Genomic DNA, 14,879 nt, shown 5'->3' with positions numbered 1-14,879 from the left:
ATGCCGTACGCGGCTGAGTTTTGACCTAGGCTAGTGATTCTTACCGTGCGCCTGTGGCGAACACCGCTCCCCACCCCGTAAGGATCTAGGTGGCTCTGTTTACTGATAATCGACCCGAACCGTCATCGCGGCGCGCCCAAAGTGGGTGGTTGGGCTGGCTGATTCTGAGCGTTGCGCTCGTAGGAACGCTACTCGCGACACTGGTTCCATCGCCTTACATCATCGAGCAACCGGGGCCGGTCTACGACACTTTGGGCGATGTGGAGATCGAGGGTGCCCTCGTGCCACTCATCCAGATTCCGGTCGAGACGACGTATCCCACCGAGGGCGCGCTCGATATGTTGACCGTCAATGTGCGCGGAAACCCTGATTCGCCACTGAGTTGGTTTGAGATCGGTGCTGCGTATTTTGACCGCAGCCGTGCCATTGTTCCCGTTGAGGCCGTCTACCCCGAAGGTGTCACCGTCGAAGAGTCGACTGAAGCGGGTCAGGTGCAGATGGAGACTTCGCAACAGGAAGCGATTGCTGCGGCGCTCTCCGATCTCGATTATGAGTTTGATGCCACGCTGACTGTCGCTGAGACCTCCGACGGTGGTCCCTCGGATGGCGTGTTGCAAGCAGGCGACATTATCCGCACCGTCAATGGTGAGACCTTCGCTGACGTGGCAGGGTTGCGCGATGCCATCGCCGCCAACGGCACCACGACACCCGCGGACGTGGTCTTCGAACGTGAGGGCGAAGAGCTCACGGTAGAAATCACGCCCGAAATGAGTGAAGGCGAAGACGCCATCCCGATCATCGGTGTCATCGTCGGTAGCGAATACAACTTCCCGGTCGACGTAAAGATTCAGCTGGAGAATGTCGGAGGCCCGAGCGCCGGCATGATGTTCGCTCTCGGGATCATCGACAAACTCACACCGGGCGCCATCAACGGCGGACACGAGGTCGCGGGTACCGGAACGATCACTGCTACCGGCGATGTCGGGCCCATTGGTGGCATCCAACAGAAGATGTATGGCGCCAGTGCAGCGGGAGCAGACTTCTTCTTGGCGCCGATCGAGAACTGCGACGAAGTTGTGGGAAACACCCCCAAAGGGCTCACGGTGTACGCAATTGACGATCTCAACGATGCGCTCGTAGCGCTCGCCAGCATCCGTGGCGGCCTCAGCGGAGCCGGACTGCCGTCGTGCAGCGATCAGTGATCCCACGCTGAGCGTGTAACGCTGAGAGCGATCATCAGCCCTACGCCCATGAAAGACCTTTAAGATACCGCTAGGCCCCCAATTTCAGGAGCGAAGTACTGTGTCGAGCCAAACCCAACAAGCCCCGACGAGCAAGACAAGGTCTGCTTTCACGATCACGGCGATAATTCTCGCCGTCATCGTCATCGCGTTCTTCTTGTTCTCGAGCCTCTATGCCGATGTTCTCTGGTTTAGCCAGACCGGCTATCTAGAGGTGCTCACCACCCAGTGGATTGCAGCCGCCGTAATGTTTGCCATCGGCTTCGTTGCCATGGCGGTTCCCGTGGGCATCAGCCTGCTGGTCGCATTCCGCGCCCGCCCTATCTACGCGAAACTCAATGCGCAATTGGAGGGCTACCAGCAGGTCGTCGAACCACTGCGCAAGCTCGCAATGGTCGGCATCCCGGTTCTGCTCGGCGTGTTTGGCGGTGTGTCGTCGGCAAGCGCCTGGCCCGTTGCGCTGCAGTGGTTGAACCGCAGCTCCTTCGGCACGACCGACCCGCAGTTCGGCTTGGACATCTCGTTCTACTTCTATGAGCTGCCGATGTATCACGCAGTGGTCGGCTTCGCTTCGGCAGTATTGATTATCTCGTTCCTCGGTGCGCTCGCCACGAGCTACCTCTACGGCGCTCTGAGCGTCCACGGTCGCGAAGTTCGCATTTCGCGTTCCGCACGTATTCAGCTTGCGATCACCGCAGGGCTGTTCTTCGCGCTGCAGGCGTTGAGCATTTGGCTCGACCAGTACACCACGCTGTACTCCACCAGCCAGGGCTTCCTGCAGACCGGTGCGAGCTACACCGAAGCCAACGCGACGATTCCTGGCCGCGCGATCCTTGCCGGCATTGCCGCCATCGTTGCCATCCTTTTCATCGTCACGGCCATCATTGGTCGTTGGCGCTTGCCCATGATTGGTACAGCACTCCTGCTCATCAGCGGGCTTGTGGTGGGAAACCTCTACCCGTGGATCGTTCAACGCTTTCAGGTAGACCCCAACGCTCGTACCTACGAGGCTGAATACATTGATCGAAGTATCGAAGCGACTCGTGATGCCTACGGCGTCGCGGATGTCGAAGAGATTCCCTACAGCGCCACGACAGACGCTGAGTCGGGTGCGCTGCGCGAAGACGCCACGACCACGGCGAACATCCGAATTCTCGACCCGGCGATCGCACCTCAAGCATTTGCCCAACTCGAGCAGTTCAAACAGTATTACCAGTTCGGTGACCACCTCGACGTTGACCGCTATGAAATCAACGGTGAAACCCAAGACACCGTGATTGCCGTGCGCGAGCTCAACCAATCGGGACTCGGGGATTCGCAATCGTGGTACAACAACGCGGTTGTGTACACGCACGGTTACGGCGTGGTTGCTGCCTTTGGTAACCAGCGCGCAGCCGACGGCCAGCCGGTGTTCTTGCAGTCGGGCATCCCGAGCACGGGTGAGCTTGGCGAATTCGAGCCGCGAGTGTACTTCGGTGAGAACTCACCGGATTACTCGATCGTGGGCGCCCCGGAGGGTGCAGAGGACATCGAGCTCGACTTCCCGTCGGGGGGAGAAGACAGCAACCAGAACGCTACCACCACCTTTAGTGGTGACGGCGGACCGCTGCTCGACAACATTTTCAAGAAGCTTGTCTACGCCGTGAAGTTCCAATCGGAGCAGATCTTCCTCTCGTCTGACGTGACGAGCGAGTCGCAAATTCTGTACGACCGCGAGCCCAGCGAGCGTGTGCAGAAGGTTGCGCCGTATCTCACGATCGACAGTGACGTGTACCCCGCCATTGTGGATGGTCGTATTGTCTGGATCGTCGACGGCTACACCACGGGCGCCAACTACCCGTACTCGCAGGTTGAGCAGCTCTCCAGCGCGATCGCTGACACCTACACGCCGGCGCCGCAGTTTGCGCTCGACGACATTAACTACATCCGCAACTCGGTCAAGGCGACCGTTGATGCCTATGACGGTTCGGTGAAGTTGTATGCGTGGGATGACGAAGACCCTGTTCTGCAGACCTGGAACAAGATCTTCCCGAACACGCTTCTTGCGCAAGACGAGATGAGCGTCGAACTGCTCGATCACGTTCGCTACCCCGCTGACCTGTTCAAAGTTCAGCGCGAGATTCTTGGTTCGTACCACGTCACGGATGCTGGCTCGTTCTACTCGAGCGACGACCAGTGGGTAAGCCCAGAAGACCCGGTATCGACTACGGGGTCGACTCAGCCGCCGTACTACCTGACGATGCAGGTTCCGGGAACGGATGACCCCGCATTCACGCTGTATTCCACCTTCATCCCGAAGGGAACGGCTGACGCGAGTCGAAGCGTTCTCACCGGCTATTTGACGGCCAACTCGGATGCCGGTCCTGACTACGGCAAGCTCACGCTGTTGAACCTGCCGAAGCAAGACACGGTGCCCGGCCCCGGTCAGGTGCAGAACAGCTTCAACACCGACACGATCGTGGCAAACCAGCTTGCGCTACTGCAACGCGGCGATACGGAGGTCAAGCTCGGTAACCTGCTCACGCTGCCTGTTGGCGGAGGATTGCTCTACGTGCAGCCGGTATACGTGCAGTCATCAAGCGGTACGCAGTACCCCTTGTTGCGCAAGGTTCTGGTTTCGTTCGGCGATGAGATCGCTTTCGAGGACACTCTGGACGAAGCACTGGACGCCCTCTTTGGTGGAGACTCGGGTGCAGAAGCGGGAGACGGGGACGTTGAAGTTGATCCCGACGCTCCTGTCGTAGACCCCGACGAGCCCGTCGACCCGGATGCTCCCGTTGACCCCGAGACGCCAAGCGACAATGCTGCGCTCGACCGGGCGTTGGCCGACTACCAAGCAGCTCTCGCAGACCGGAACGCCGCGTATGCCGCGAACGATCTCGTTGCTGCAGCCGAGGCCGACCAGGCCATGGTCGATGCCATCGAGCGGGCAATCGCCGCAACCGAATAGCACATTCCGACTCAGCGGGCGGCAGCAGACTGTGAGCCCGCTGAGTTCGGTTTTTGAGCCGTTCACCCTGTGTTAGTCTTTAAGCACGCCGCGGGGTGGAGCAGTTCGGTAGCTCGCTGGGCTCATAACCCAGAGGTCGCAGGTTCAAATCCTGTCCCCGCAACCACGTAAAAAGTCCCGGTCTCGAAAGAGACCGGGACTTTTGCGTTAATGCCGTTCGCGTTAGTGCCGTTTGCGTGATGGCCGTTCGTGTGAAGGCCTGTTTCTTGCTGGCGGCGAAAGGTGTCGCTGAGTGAGAAGCCCCCACGCACACTGGGGTGGTGCGCTCCGTTCAACGGCTTAGTACCTTAGGAACGCAGAGATAAATCCCGTTCTGCACACCCGATGGCGCGAAATCCCGTTCAGCGTCAGACCAGTTTTAAGGCTTACCCGAGTGTTTTACCGATTCCAGAACTCTGTGGCGACGCGTCGCGCTCCCGAGCGCAGCACAGCGCTTCGCTCGCGCGGCTTGCGCTCGGCAATGCTGGCGACGGTAGCCTCTCTGGCTGCGGTCACTCTGATCGCAACCCCGGCATCCGCCGCTACGTATGTTCACATTTCTGATGAAGTGAGCGGCAACAATATTGCGGGCCGCGCGAGTGCGTCTCTGCTGCGCGACGATTGGGGTGGTGCGATCACCGCACGCGGCGCAACAGTGCCTGCACCCCTGGCTATCGCAGGAGTAGAGAATTCAGAACTTTCCGGAGTGATCGCGACGAGCGTTGGGGGTACCACCATCTCGGTCGAACGTTCAATGTACACGCTCGGCCTCGCGCCGACCTATGTGGGCGTCAGCCCGTCGCAGGGTATTGCGCAGTGCACCGGCAGCGGCCGCACCCTGCAGAGCAGTGCACCGCGCCCCGATGTGATTCTGGGAAACACTGACTGCGACGACGCGAATGGCTTCACGTATGGCGAATCGGGTGGCAACTCTCAAGAGGCGAACACGCGGGACGGTATCGAGTTCACGTTCAGCGGCACCGGGGCGCTCGCCTTTGGCGCTTGGTTCGGAGACCTCGAAACGCGCACGGACGGCCTGGGCGTTCCAGCGCTGCTTCGACTCTATGATGGCGGCGGCTCCTTGCTTTCTGAAGCAGAGATTGAGCCGGTCGGCGACCAATCGACGTGCTCAAACTCAAGCACTGGATGCGGCAACCGCAGCACTCGGTGGATCGGTTTCGTCGCTGACCTCAACACCCCGGTCGTGCGAATGGTTGTCATCGTGGGCGATGAAGACGCCACGGGCGATGCTTCGAATGAGGGCACCAGCTTTGTGGGCCCCTCGATCGTCGACGGCACTGCGGCACTGAGCGTCGTGAAGACTTCGACGCCGCTGCCGGCGGGTCCGTCTGAAGTGGGCGACCTCATCCAGTATCAATTTGAGCTGAACAATGACGGTTCACTGCCGCTCAGCAGTGTCGCGATTGCTGACTCTGGTGCGCAGAACGTGTCGTGCCCCTCGACCTCGCTCACCACAACGATGACATGCACGGGTGAACACGCAGTGACACAGCTCGATATCAACGCCGGGTCGTTTGTGAGCACGGCGACAGCCTCGGGAATCGCGTGGGGAGAGACCGTGACCTCGGAGCCTGCAAGCGCGACGACCGTGGTTAACCAGAACGTAGCGCTGACGGCAACACAGACCGCAGCAACCTCCACGTTCTCAGAACTCGGGGAGACCCTGACGTTCGACATCGAGCTGCTCAACGACGGCAACGTCACGCTCAGCGGGGTAGTTGTTTCCGGAACTGTTCAGGGGATTTCGATCGACTGCAGCAGCGTGCCGGCCCAACTTGTGCCCGGAACGGAAGCAACCTGCACTGCTACCGCGCTTGTGGCGGCTGTCGGGAGTGACATCTCGAACGTGGCTATCGTTGCCACCGACCAACTGACGGTCGAGTCGAACGTGGCAACCGTTCGCTACGTCGCGCCCGCGGCTGTTCTCAGCTCGACGACCGCTAGCTTGGCGAACACGGGGTCAAGCTCCGTGGCTGGCATCTCCGTCGGCGGGCTGCTGCTCGCGGCCGGAGCGCTTCTACTCGGTACGGCTCGGCTCACGGCTCAGCGTCGCTAACGTGGCGCCTGAGCGCCGGTGTGAGCTTAGTCGCGCCGTCAGCTCTTCGGTGTGTGCGGGTGCTACTTCCAGGTGTCGACGAGCGCGTGAATGGCAGCAAACACCGAGCGCAATTGCGCGGCGTCGGCCTGCGAGCGAATGGTGACTTGAAGACCGAAGATGAGCGTCGAGAGAAGTTCGGCGCGCTGGCTCGTGAGCGCGGCATCCGGAGCATTCTCGGGAAGAGCGAGTGCGGCGAGTGCTGTCATTTCTTTGATCATGAGCTCGCGGTTTTTCACAGCGAAGTCTTCGAAACCGGGGGCACTTCCGCGCAATTCATTGCTGGCCGTTACGATAAGGCAGCCACGACTGCCGCTGGGGGAGTAGGCGAACTCTTCAAAAAGGTCAAAGAATCTGTGGATGCCAGCGATGCCGGACCCGGCCATGGATCGCATGCTGGAGAGGTGCTGCTCGCGCTCGGCGAGGTAGCGGCGCAGCACGGTCGCGAAGAGCTGCTCTTTGTCGCCGAAGGTGCGGTAGAGGCTGGGCTTGTGAACCCCGCTGGCCTCAACGATGTCGCTGAGCGAGGTGTGTCGGTAGCCCTGCTGCCAGAACAGGTCGGTCAGTTGCGCGAGCACGGCTTCGGCATCGAAAGCGCGCGGGCGCCCTGCTGTGGTGCCGGGTGAAGTGCTCATGCCCTCACTATACGCGCGAGTCTTCCCATTTGAAACCCAGTGGTATCAAATGGCGGACGCGGTGCTACTGTTTGGTTTCAAACCAATGCAAAAGGACGATCGATGAACGCCAACGCCGCAAAAACCGCTCTCGTCACCGGTGCGAGCTCCGGAGTTGGCTGGGAATCCTCCGCTCAGCTCGCCGAGGCAGGCTATGGCCGCATCGTCGTTGCCGCCCGCACTCTCGCGAAAGCGGACGAAGCCCGTGACGCCCTTCTGGCTCGCGTGCCCGGGGCACAATTCGTGCCACTCGCGCTCGACCTCGATGACTTCACCTCCATCGACAACGCCGCGCAGGCACTCGTCGCCGCAGGAAACCCGATTGACGCGCTCATCCTGAACGCGGGAGTCGCCGCGACCAGTGAATTGCGCCGCACATCACACGGCATCGAGCAGATCATATCGGCAACCATTACCGGGCACCACGCCCTGACTTCGCACTTGCTCCGCGCTGAGCTGTTGAGCCCCAGCGCGCGCATCATCATTGCCGGATCGGAAGCCGCGCGTGGAGATGTTCCCACCTTCTCGAATATCGATGTTCAGGCGCTGGCTGCGGCATCCTTCGACGGCGATCTCGAACGCGCCATTGAAGCCATTCTTCGCGTCGACAAGCCAGTGAAATTCGCCAACGGAACCCAGTACGCGACGGCGAAGACCTTCGCTGTCTGGTGGGCGAAAGAGTTCGCTACCCGGCTGCCCGCCGGCATGACCGTCAATGCCGTCTCACCGGGCAACACCCCCGACACGAAAGCATCGCGCGAGATGCCGGCCATCATGCGCCGCGTCATGCTGCCGATCATGAAGCTCATGCCGAGCATGTGGCACAGTGTGCCCACGGCCGCCGCCCGCTACCTCACCGTGATCGAGATGCCGGATGGCGTGACCGGCCAATTCTTCGCATCGCCCGCCACCAAGATGACCGGCCCCGTCACCTCCATGACGATGAGCCACTTCACGAACGTGGAAGGTCAGCGCGCGCTCTGGAATGTGATCAATACGGTTGCCGGAGTGCGTGACGCGAGTAAGAATTAGCTTCTAGCGCCGCCGCGCTCCACAGCGGGTGGGGTAGCGGTCGCAGAAGGAGCACTGCGATGGAATCTGCCCTCAATAACGTCGAAGCAATCACCGTCTTCGTGGATGACGTCGCGGCGGGGCGCGAGTTCTACTCGACCGTATTCTCGGCGACGATCATCTTCGAAGAAGGTGACTCGTGCATGTTCCAGATCGGGGCGCTCATCGTGAACCTGTTGGCGCGCAGCGAGGCCGACGACATGATCGGGCCCGCCGCTGTGGCGCAACCGGGCGCTGCGGCATCCGTCATGCTCACCGTGAATGTGCCCGATGTGGATGCCGCGTGCGCTGCTGCCCGCGAACGCGGCGTCGAGCTCGTTAATGGCCCCATGGATCGCCCCTGGGGTCGTCGTACTGCCGTGTTTCTCGACCCGTCGGGGCTGCCGTGGGAGATTGCGCAAGAGCTGAGCTAGCTCGCGCGTGTTTCCCCAGACGTGCGCTCGATCTTGAGCATGACGAGTGCGCCCACGATCAGTAGCGGACCGAACATGCGGGCAAGCTGGCCAATCGTGTCGAGCCCTGAAGTGAGGATCCCGACGAACTGCTGAGTCATGGGGAAGTTGATTCCCTCGATGACGAGATACAGCGTGGGAAGAAAGAAGTTGAACACGATGAAGCTCGCGAGGGTGAGGGCCGCTCCGGTCCAGAACGCAATCTTGGGGCGAAGTAGTTGATCGATCATCCGGGGCTCCTGTGTTTCGTGGGCGTAACAGTTTCAGGCTAACCCGCCGAGAGTCTGCGGCGCGGCATAAATGAACAATCCTAATGACACCGGGCGGGGTTAGGTTTAATGCATGACATCGTTGCAGGCCCGCATCATTTCCGAGTTGAACACTCAGCCCACAATTGACCCCGCTGGGCAAATTCGTCGGCGCATCGAGTTCCTCAAGGAATACCTCAAGGCATCCCACGCCAAGGGGCTCGTGCTGGGCATTAGCGGCGGTCAAGACTCATCACTTGCCGGGCGACTCTGCCAACTCGCGGTGACCGAATTGCGCGCGGACGGTGTCGAAGCGCAGTTTGTGGCCGTCCGGCTGCCGCACGGGGTGCAGCGCGACGAAGACGATGCGCAACTGGCGCTCGACTTCATTGAGGCAGACCGCGAAGTGACCTTCAACATTCAGCGTGCTGTCGACGGTATTGCCGCCGAGTTCGCGGATGCGATGGGCGAGCCGATTACCGACTTCAACAAGGGCAACGTGAAGGCACGCGAGCGCATGGTGGCGCAATACGCCATCGCCGGGCAGCTCGGCTACCTTGTGGTCGGCACCGACCACGCGGCCGAAGCAGTCACGGGCTTCTTCACCAAGTTCGGCGATGGTGGCGCTGACGTGCTGCCCCTCACCGGCCTCACCAAGCGTCAAGGCAAGCAGCTCCTCATCCACCTCGAGGCTCCCGAGCGACTGTACGAAAAGGTGCCGACCGCAGACCTACTCGACCACACACCAGGCCAAGCCGACGAAGCCAACCTCGGTGTCACCTACGAGCACATCGACGACTACCTCGAGGGCCTCGACGTGCCCGCCGAGGCCGCTGCCGACATCGAGCAGAAGTACCTCAACACTCGTCACAAGCGCACGGTGCCCGTTTCGATGTACGACGAGTGGTGGTCTGCCTAGCTCGCTAAAGCAACGGGCGGACGCTCCCGATCAGCGCGCTGACGGGCGCGTCACATCCACCATCCACGCATAGTTGAAGGCTCGCTCGCGCCAAGCGTCGTAGCGGCCGGAGACGCCGCCGTGGCCTGCTGCCATCTCGGTCTTGAGCAGAGCATCCGCCCCCACCTCACGCAGTCGAGCAACCCATTTGGCGGGCTCGACGTAGAGCACGCGGGTGTCGTTGAGCGAGGTCACCGCGAGGATGCGGGGGTAGTGCGTGTCGTGCACGTTTTCGAGCGGGGAGTACGACTTCATGTAGTGGTACACCTCCTCGTTATGCAGGGGGTCACCCCACTCATCCCACTCGATGACCGTCAGTGGCAGCGATGGATCGAGGATCGACGTGAGCGGGTCAACGAACGGAACGACCGCGAGGATGCCCGAGAAGAGTTGCGGGGCCAGGTTCGCGACGGCACCCATGAGTAGGCCGCCGGCGCTTCCGCCCTCAGCAACGAGTCGATCGCTTGACGTGACATCGGTGTCGATGAGGTGGTGGGCGCACGCGACAAAGTCGGTGAACGTGTTGCGCTTATGGAGTTTCTTGCCGCCCTCGTACCAGGTGCGGCCCAGTTCGCCACCGCCGCGCACGTGGGCGACAGCGAACACCATGCCGCGGTCGAGCAGGCTCAGGCGGGCGGCGGTAAAGCCAGGGTCAATGCTGATCTCGTACGAGCCATAGCCGTAGAGTACCGTCGGCGCCGGGGTTCCGGGCGCCACGAGGTCGTTGCGGTACACGAGCGAGATCGGTACGCGCGTACCGTCGGACGCGGTGGCCCACTCCCGACGCTGGGTGTACAGCGCGGGGTCAAAGCGGCCAAGCACCGGCTGCTGTTTGCGTATGACTAGCTCGTTGTCATCCACGAGGTAGTCATAGACGATCGTCGGAGTCACGAAGCTGCCATAGCTGAGGCGGATGCTCGGCTGATTCCACTCGGGGTTGGAGCTGAGACCCACGGTGAAGAGTTCGTCGTCGAACTTCAGTTCGTGGGGAATGTCTTCGTAGCGTCCGCCATGCTTCGGAACGATCGCAACTGCCACTCGCGTGAGTCCCTCGCGGCGGTACTCGATCGCCACGAAATCCTTGAAGGCATCGACACCCTCGAGGCGCACGGCCTCGTTGTGGGGGAGGATCACGCGGCGCTCGCCGAGAGGATCCGCTGCGGCAACGCTCACGAGCTCGAAGTTGATCGCAGCCTTGTTGTGCACAATCAGCAGTCGATCTTGCGTGCCCACCACCACGTGCTCAACGTCGTACTCGACACCCACTTCGCGCGGCCAGACAACCTCGAACTCGCCGGTCGGGTCGCTCGTGTCGAGCAGCCGCGTCTCACTCGTCAGGCGCGAGCCCGCTTCGATTGCCAGATATTTGCCACTGCGCGAACGGCCAACTCCCACCCAGAAACTTTCGTCGGGCTCATGAAACACCTGAACCGCGGATGCCGCAGCCGTGCCCAGCTCGTAGCGCCAGACCGTATCGGGGCGCCACGCATCATCCACCGTCGTATAGAAGACGTACTTGCCTGTGGCATCCAAGAGCGCGCCGCCCGCGGTGCCCGGAATCTCGTCCGGAAGGTCATCGGCGGAGCTGAAGCGGGTGACAGCATCAGCGTCGGAAGCATCTGCCGAACCAGCGCTCGCCGCAGGCGCATCACCGAGCTGGCGCACGCGCAACGTGTACCGCTCGTCGCCCTCGATATCGACGCCGTAGAGCAGTAGCGTGCCGTCGTCGCTGAGGGAGAACGAGCCCAGGCTGAAGAAGTCGTGACCCTCGGCTTCGACGTTGTCGTCGAGGAGGATCTGCTCGCCGGGAAGCGTGGTGGGAGCGGCGCCAGGGGCGGCCGAGGAGGCATCCGCGTCGGTGTCGGCCCCGGCGGCACCAGCGTCACCGGCAACAGGCTCGGCAATCGTCGGGGGAGTCCAGTCGTCCTCGCCCGCAATCGGCGCGCGGCAATGAATCGGGTACTGCTTGCCCTCTTCGGTGCGGCTGAAGTACCACCACTGGCCACGACGAACCGGAACGCTCAGGTCGGTCTCTTGGGTACGGCCCTTGATCTCTTCGAAGATCTGCTCTTGCAGCACGCTGAGGTGACTCGTGCGCGCAGCGGTGAAGGCATTCTCGGCATGGAGATGCGCGAGGGTCTCGGGGCTCTCTTTGTCGCGCATCCACTCGTAATTGTCGACGTAGTGGTCGCCGTGCTGGAGGCGTTCCGTGGGAATCTTTGCGGCTTCAGGTGGGGTGAGCATGTCTTCAGCGTATGCCCGATTTCTGCAGGGCAGGAGGAAGTTTTAGGGCAGGCGCTGGGGGCGCAGAATTTAACTAGGTCCGCGAAAGGCCACGAGAGTGCCGAACAGAGTCATCGTCGAGAGCGGTGGGCGTGCCCCACGAAACGGCGCAGCGCGCACAGCGAAACCAGTTCACGCCCGAGCGCGCATGGGCACCATAAATCGCACACAGGGGGCAATCTTCCGCAGAGTTCATAATGAGGGGCCTCGATTGTTAGTCGTGGAATGGTTCGCGTAGCTACGGTCACCTAACAGTATTGAGTATACTTCGAAATTAAGCATCCCCCTCATTATGGGCTGATGCCGTTCGGGCTGCACATGGCTGCGCGGTCGCCAGTGTCATGATTGAAGTTCCTTACGATCGGAGCCTCGGATGCCTCACCCCCTCGTCACCGCGAACGAACTAGACGCGCTGCTCACCGCCGCCGAGGCGGGTGGAACCCCCGTGCGCGTTCTCGACGTGCGCTGGAGCCTTGGGGGCCCCGCTGGCTTGCCGCTCTACGAAGCCGGACATATCCGCGGTGCTGTCTACGTTGACCTCGATACCGAGCTTGCGCGTCACGGTGAACCACACGAGGGGCGTCATCCACTGCCCGCGGTCGAGGAGTTTCAGGCCGCCGTGCGCCGCTGGGGAATCAACGACGGTGACGCTGTCGTCGTCTATGACGACTGGAACGGCCTCGCCGCCTGCCGCGCCTGGTGGCTGCTGCGCTACATGGGCATTGAGAACGTGCAGGTGCTCGACGGCGCGCTTTCTGCGTGGACGGCGGCCGGGCATCCACTCGCCACCGGCGCTGACGACGTGGCGGCAGTTGTTCCCGGCACCGCAACCCTCAGCGCGGGCAACGAGCCCGTTCTGACTGCGGATGACGCTGCCGCGCTAGCCGAAACCGGCGTGCTTCTCGATGCGCGGGCGGGCGAACGCTACCGCGGCGAGGTGGAGCCGATCGATCCGCGAGCCGGTCACATTCCCGGGGCAATTAGCGCACCGACCTCGGGCAACCTCACCGACGATGGCCAGTTCTTGGACGCCGAGACGCTGCGGGAGCGTTACGAAACCCTTGGTGTGAGCGTCGATCGCGCTGTCGGTGTGTACTGCGGTTCAGGCGTGACTGCTGCGCACGATGCGCTAGCGCTTACTGTCGCCGGTTTCCGTCCCGCACTCTTTCCCGGTTCGTGGTCGGCGTGGTCGAACCAGCCGGAGCGCCCTGTTGCTACCGGCGCAAATCCGTAGCCGCGGCATCCACTCGAAGCACCAGCGTTACACCTCTTAACCAAGCGAAGGGCCCCAACACCATCACAGTGTTGGGGCCCTTCGCTTGGTTATTTAGGAGATGACGTCTTGCAGCAGTTCTTCGTTGAGGTTCTTGCGAACGAGCGAGACGACGTAGCCGATCACGAAAGCGATGAACGGCGACAGGACGAGGAACCAGCCGAAGGCGTTGAGGCCGAAGGCGGTCACCGTCGGATCGACTCCAGCGGCGAGCGTGAGGTCACCGGCGAGCAGGCCGAAGCGTGACATCAGCAGGTACTCGGCGAGAACGAGACCAATGAAGGCCAGGATCGGCGCAATCATGGTGACAAAGATGTTCTCGGTTCCCTTGTTCTGAAGGAAGAAGCGGATGATCGCCACGCAGACGAGCGCTTCGATTAGCACGATCGCCACCACGGCGAGGCCACTGAACCAGAAGAACATGTTGCCGATGGGGTCGAGCTGGAATGCGGCGAACAGCACAATCACAACACCGCTAATGATCGACACGATGATGGATGCACGACCGGGGGCTCCGCGACCGTTCACGGTTCCCACCGAGCCCGCCAGCACGCCACCGCGGCCAAGGGCGAAGAGGTAGCGGCTTGCGGCGTTCTGGAAGGCAAGCAGTCCGGCGAACATACTCGTGAGGACAAGGATGCTCATGAGTGTCGCGAGCCACGGGCCGACGTACTCGCTCGCGAGAGTGAAGAGCACCGCGGCGGGGTCTTCGAGGCCGGCTGAACGTTCGAGCGTCTGGTCGATCACGTTCGAGGCGCCCATGCCGGTGACAAGGGCGAAAGCGGTGAAGGCAAACAGTACGGTGATGAGGCCAACAGCAAGGTACGTAGCGCGCGGGACGGCACGCTTCGGGTTGACACTCTCTTCGCCGTAGATGGCGGTTGCTTCGAAACCGATGAAGGAAGCGAAGGCGAAGGCGAACGCGATACCGGCCGAGCCAGCAAGACCGCCAGCGAGGATGAGGTCGGGCGAGAACGACGCACCCCAGTTGAGTCCTTCGGGTCCACCGTCGGCGAGGATCGCAACGGCGGCGATCACAAGCACGGTGAGCTCGGCGATCATCAGGACACCAAGCACCTTGGCGCCGATGTCGACGCGCAAGAGCGAGAGTGCGGTCACGGCAATCCAGGCGAGTAGAGTCCAGGCCCACCAGGGGAGAAGGCCAACCTGTGCGGCCATAAGGCCGCCGAAGAAGCCATAAATGGCGAGTTGAATCGTGAGGTAGGCAAGAACCGAAACGAACGAGGAAGCGATTCCCGCGTTGCGCCCGAGTCCGCGCCCGACGTAGGCAAAAAAGGCACCGGTATTGGTGACGCGTTGGCTCATCGCCGCGTAGCCCACGCTGAACAGAAGCAAGATGATACCGGCGAATAGGTAAGCGCCGGGGGCAGCGGCACCGTTGCCTAGCACGATAGCGACGGGTACAGCGCCTGTCATGCCAAGAAGTGGTGCGGCGGCGGCCACAACAAAGAAGACGATTCCGATTACGCCGAGTCGCCCTGTGCGTAGGGTCCGATCGGGGCTTTCCTGGGATTTTTGGTCAAGCGCCATAGTGAAACTCCTCGTTGAGTTCT

The 14,879-nt window shown here is 61.7% G+C and carries 11 protein-coding genes and 1 tRNA gene; 8 read left to right on the top strand and 4 right to left on the bottom strand.

Annotated elements, in window-relative coordinates:
- Positions 1-89: 89 nt before the first annotated feature.
- The 4 genes from ACR3YK_RS01725 to ACR3YK_RS01710 all read left to right on the top strand — a co-directional run bounded on the left by ACR3YK_RS01725 (position 90) and on the right by ACR3YK_RS01710 (position 6,307).
- Complete coding sequence (locus ACR3YK_RS01725; RefSeq protein ID WP_486175533.1) at positions 90-1,202, top strand: YlbL family protein; 1,113 nt, start codon at positions 90-92, stop codon at positions 1,200-1,202.
- 100 nt (positions 1,203-1,302) lie between these two features.
- On the top strand, positions 1,303-4,191 hold the full coding sequence (locus ACR3YK_RS01720) for a UPF0182 family membrane protein (RefSeq protein ID WP_486175532.1): 2,889 nt from the start codon (positions 1,303-1,305) through the stop codon (positions 4,189-4,191).
- A gap of 89 nt (positions 4,192-4,280) precedes the next feature.
- A tRNA-Met gene (locus tag ACR3YK_RS01715) sits at positions 4,281-4,357 on the top strand.
- A gap of 267 nt (positions 4,358-4,624) precedes the next feature.
- Positions 4,625-6,307, top strand: coding sequence for a DUF7507 domain-containing protein (locus ACR3YK_RS01710; RefSeq protein ID WP_486175531.1), 1,683 nt, complete (start codon positions 4,625-4,627; stop codon positions 6,305-6,307).
- A gap of 62 nt (positions 6,308-6,369) precedes the next feature.
- Here the strand turns inward: ACR3YK_RS01710 and ACR3YK_RS01705 are convergent, their stop codons facing one another.
- Positions 6,370-6,981, bottom strand: a complete 612-nt coding sequence (locus tag ACR3YK_RS01705) for a TetR/AcrR family transcriptional regulator (protein ID WP_486175530.1) — start codon at positions 6,979-6,981, stop codon at positions 6,370-6,372.
- A gap of 102 nt (positions 6,982-7,083) precedes the next feature.
- Here ACR3YK_RS01705 and ACR3YK_RS01700 point away from each other — a divergent pair, with 102 nt between their 5' ends.
- Together ACR3YK_RS01700 and ACR3YK_RS01695 are read left to right on the top strand one after the other, a co-directional pair.
- A complete protein-coding gene (locus ACR3YK_RS01700; RefSeq protein ID WP_486175529.1) occupies positions 7,084-8,052 on the top strand; it encodes an SDR family NAD(P)-dependent oxidoreductase in 969 nt (322 codons plus the stop codon).
- A 59-nt stretch (positions 8,053-8,111) separates the two neighbouring features.
- Positions 8,112-8,504, top strand: a complete 393-nt coding sequence (locus ACR3YK_RS01695; RefSeq protein ID WP_486175528.1) for a VOC family protein — start codon at positions 8,112-8,114, stop codon at positions 8,502-8,504.
- Here ACR3YK_RS01695 and ACR3YK_RS01690 read toward each other — a convergent pair.
- A complete protein-coding gene (locus tag ACR3YK_RS01690; RefSeq protein ID WP_486175527.1) occupies positions 8,501-8,773 on the bottom strand; it encodes a hypothetical protein in 273 nt (90 codons plus the stop codon). The two genes, ACR3YK_RS01695 and ACR3YK_RS01690, sit on opposite strands and share 4 nt — an antisense overlap.
- Before the next feature lie 112 nt (positions 8,774-8,885).
- Here ACR3YK_RS01690 and nadE point away from each other — a divergent pair, with 112 nt between their 5' ends.
- Entirely contained in the window at positions 8,886-9,710 is an 825-nt protein-coding gene (gene nadE, locus ACR3YK_RS01685) for an ammonia-dependent NAD(+) synthetase (RefSeq protein ID WP_100389788.1), read from the top strand.
- Between the two features lie 30 nt (positions 9,711-9,740).
- On the opposite strand, the gene ACR3YK_RS01680 is transcribed toward nadE, so the two are convergent.
- Complete coding sequence (locus tag ACR3YK_RS01680; protein ID WP_486175526.1) at positions 9,741-11,993, bottom strand: S9 family peptidase; 2,253 nt, start codon at positions 11,991-11,993, stop codon at positions 9,741-9,743.
- Positions 11,994-12,405: 412 nt separating this feature from the next.
- Between ACR3YK_RS01680 and ACR3YK_RS01675 the strand changes: the two genes are divergently transcribed.
- On the top strand, positions 12,406-13,266 hold the full coding sequence (locus tag ACR3YK_RS01675; protein WP_486175525.1) for a sulfurtransferase: 861 nt from the start codon (positions 12,406-12,408) through the stop codon (positions 13,264-13,266).
- 93 nt (positions 13,267-13,359) lie between these two features.
- On the opposite strand, the gene ACR3YK_RS01670 is transcribed toward ACR3YK_RS01675, so the two are convergent.
- Complete coding sequence (locus ACR3YK_RS01670; protein ID WP_486175524.1) at positions 13,360-14,856, bottom strand: APC family permease; 1,497 nt, start codon at positions 14,854-14,856, stop codon at positions 13,360-13,362.
- Between the last annotated feature and the right edge of the window lie 23 nt (positions 14,857-14,879).

The organism is Salinibacterium sp. 10G20-15 (assembly GCF_057365065.1).
Note: the sequence above shows the minus strand (reverse complement) of the source record. Positions and strands in the feature narration are given on the sequence as shown.

Bases quoted from the DNA above. Each gene is read 5' to 3' on its own strand.
- ACR3YK_RS01705 (WP_486175530.1), bottom strand. From the start codon at position 6,981: ATGAGCACTTCACCCGGCACCACAGCAGGGCGCCCGCGCGCTTTCGAT.
- ACR3YK_RS01700 (WP_486175529.1), top strand. From the start codon at position 7,084: ATGAACGCCAACGCCGCAAAAACCGCTCTCGTCACCGGTGCGAGCTCC.
- ACR3YK_RS01695 (WP_486175528.1), top strand. From the start codon at position 8,112: ATGGAATCTGCCCTCAATAACGTCGAAGCAATCACCGTCTTCGTGGAT.
- ACR3YK_RS01690 (WP_486175527.1), bottom strand. From the start codon at position 8,773: ATGATCGATCAACTACTTCGCCCCAAGATTGCGTTCTGGACCGGAGCG.
- nadE (WP_100389788.1), top strand. From the start codon at position 8,886: ATGACATCGTTGCAGGCCCGCATCATTTCCGAGTTGAACACTCAGCCC.
- ACR3YK_RS01680 (WP_486175526.1), bottom strand. From the start codon at position 11,993: ATGCTCACCCCACCTGAAGCCGCAAAGATTCCCACGGAACGCCTCCAG.
- ACR3YK_RS01675 (WP_486175525.1), top strand. From the start codon at position 12,406: ATGCCTCACCCCCTCGTCACCGCGAACGAACTAGACGCGCTGCTCACC.
- ACR3YK_RS01670 (WP_486175524.1), bottom strand. From the start codon at position 14,856: ATGGCGCTTGACCAAAAATCCCAGGAAAGCCCCGATCGGACCCTACGC.